The organism is Staphylococcus sp. GDY8P119P, from assembly GCF_017892075.1.
GTDB lineage: Bacteria > Bacillota > Bacilli > Staphylococcales > Staphylococcaceae > Staphylococcus > Staphylococcus ureilyticus.
On sequence record NZ_JAESKJ010000033.1, the window covers coordinates 1 to 2,684 of the forward strand.

A 2,684-nucleotide genomic window follows, 5' to 3' on the forward strand; every position below is an offset into this window, starting at 1 on the left:
TTGTAAACGATAAATCACAAGCAAAAATTCTCGTTAAGTTATAAAAGCTAATAAAAGAGCCACTCTAAAAAATCAGAGCGGCTCTTTTATTAGCTAAAATATAGTTTCATTTAGTCAAATAATTTGTGAATTTTTATAATTTTTTAGTCTAAGCATTCTTAATGAATTTATTATTTATTATTTAATAATTGTATTATTAAATACAAAACCAGGTTCGGCACCTAAAATGATAAGAAATATTTGTGAGTAGTCCACATTTTGGAATTTTAATATCATATCTTTAAAAAACACAAAATTAGTATCTTTTTTAACTTTTGCAACTTCTTGTTCATATAATTTCAAAACAGATTCTCTTATTAAAGTTGGTCTCTCATTTTGAATATTTTCACGGTTATCTGAAAACATAAGTACTCCTAAATATTTATAATGGATACTTAATTGTCTTGTCAAACTAGCTATATATTCTAACTTTTCATACATACTAGGAAATTCGTTTCTTAGTTTTTTCAAATCTAACTTAATTTGGTTTAATTCTTCCATTTCATTAATCATTTTATCACTACTCCAATTCCCATGGCTTATTGATATCAAGAGAGTCAATTATATTTTTAGTTTGTGATCGTTTAATTTTTCGCATTTTAGCTCTTTCTTCGCCATCCATAAATAATAATTTTTCTTCTTTGGACTGAGGAGAGATTTTGGGTATTTTAATTGGTTTTTTATTTTCATCCAAAGCTACAAAAGTAAGAAAAGCTACAGCAGCAATTTTTCTTTCTGCAGTAATCATATCTTCTGAAATGACTTTACAAAATATTTCCATAGATTTTTCTCCAGTATAAACTACATAAGATTCTATACAAACGGAATCAGATTGGGTGATTGGATATAAAAATTCTACTGAATCTGTAGAAGCTGTAACACATTCTTTAACTCTTGCATGTCTTCTAGCTGATAGCGTTGCGTTATTATCAATTTTTTTCATTAATACCCCCCCAAACAGTGTATTATAATTGTTTAAATCATTAATTAATACTTGATCCGTACTGACAATTTTACTATCTCTAGGAAATTTATAATTTTCCATAAAAAACTCCCGTTTCTATAATATTTTACATTCTAATTATAGAGCGAGAGTGTATAAATATAAAATATCCTTTTTTTATATAGCTATAAATTTCTCAAATGCTTTTATATTTAATAGTTAATTAAGAAGTTTTCTTGGAGAAATTTAATCCAATTTTTTGTTAAAGAATCAACTATAATATCTTTTCTCCAAATAATACCAAGTTCCCATTTCATGGAAGGTTCATTAATATCGATGGCTTGTAAATTATTATCTAATAAGCCTAGTATTCCTTCGGGTAATATACATATCCCTAGATTATTTAATAACATTTCTTCTATGAAGCTCCATTGGGTGGTTTCAAAAATTATATTAGGATTAAAGCCATAATTTCTACATGTATTTTTGATTTTATCGTTTAAATAGAAATCAGAATTGAATAAAATAAATTCTTGTTCTTGTAAATCTTCAATATCAATCTTTGTTTTTTTAGATAATTCATGATTTTTATGAACGACCAGTTTTAATTTTTCTTCTAAAAAAGAGAATATATCAAAGTTTTTATTGTTTGTAGGAAGTACAGTAATTCCCATGTCCAAATCACCATAATATACATCGTTTTCAATTTTTTTACTACCATTTTCAAAAAGTTGAAAAGTTATATTAGGATACATTTCATGAAATTCCGAAATTAAGCCAATTAATATTCTTATATTAATAATAGTAGGGATTCCAATTTTCAAATGTCCCTTTTTTAATTCTAATAAATTACTTAACTCATTAGGGATATTATTATACATTTTAAGCATTTCTTTACATTGGAAAAAGAAAGCTTCTCCTGCGTCAGTTAAGTATATTTGGTTTTTATACCTATTAAATAAATTTACATCTAATTCTTCTTCTAATAATTTAATTGTATTACTAATTGTGGGTTGTGTGATAAAAAGATTAGATGCTGCTTTGGTCATACTTTTTTGCTTTACGACTTCTACAAAATACTTCATATGTCTAAGTTCCAATAAATTTCCTCCCTTTTTATTATTTCTTCACGTTACCAGTTTTTTAAACTAATTATTTTTTATTATTCTGTATACCGTTGAACGACTAACATCTGTCTGTTTAGCAATCTCTTCCCCAGTTAGTTTTTGTTCATCGTATAAGAATTTGATTTCTCTTTTCTTATAATCTGGCAAAGAAGGACGGCCGCCTTTTCTCCCTCTTGCTCTCGCAGCTTCTAGACCTTTTTTCGTACGTTCACTTAATAAGTTAGCTTCAAGTTCTGCAAATGCACTCATCATTGTAAAAAACATTTTTCCCATCGCATCTTTGGTTGACACATTCATATCAATAATATGTAAATCAATGCCGTTTTCATCTAACCATTGAGACAGATCAATTAATTGTTTTGTTGTACGTCCAAGACGATCTAATTTATAGATAACTAGGATGTCTCCTTCACGTAAATAGTCTAAACACTTATCAAGTTCTGTTCTTTTCGTTTTGCGACCACTCACTTTTTCGCTAAAGATACGTTCACAACCATAGTCTTTAAGTGTATCAATTTGTCCATCAAGACTTTGATCTTGTGTTGATACACGTGCATAACCAATTTTAGCCATTT

Annotated in this window: 4 protein-coding genes; all 4 read right to left on the reverse strand. The window is 27.5% G+C overall.

All coding sequences use genetic code 11. The features are described from left to right. Positions 1-177: 177 nt before the first annotated feature. Positions 178-552, reverse strand: coding sequence for a hypothetical protein (locus KA830_RS13630; RefSeq protein WP_011867723.1), 375 nt, complete (start codon positions 550-552; stop codon positions 178-180). Between the two features lie 7 nt (positions 553-559). Continuing rightward, a complete protein-coding gene (locus tag KA830_RS13635; RefSeq protein ID WP_011867724.1) occupies positions 560-1,084 on the reverse strand; it encodes an acyl-CoA thioesterase in 525 nt (174 codons plus the stop codon). A 110-nt stretch (positions 1,085-1,194) separates the two neighbouring features. Continuing rightward, a complete protein-coding gene (cidR, locus tag KA830_RS13640; protein ID WP_210129461.1) occupies positions 1,195-2,082 on the reverse strand; it encodes a cidABC operon transcriptional activator CidR in 888 nt (295 codons plus the stop codon). A gap of 48 nt (positions 2,083-2,130) precedes the next feature. Beyond that, positions 2,131-2,682 carry a recombinase family protein gene (locus tag KA830_RS13645; protein WP_011304040.1) on the reverse strand — a complete coding sequence of 184 codons (552 nt, stop codon included), beginning with the start codon at positions 2,680-2,682 and terminating at the stop codon, positions 2,131-2,133. Positions 2,683-2,684 lie beyond the last annotated feature (2 nt).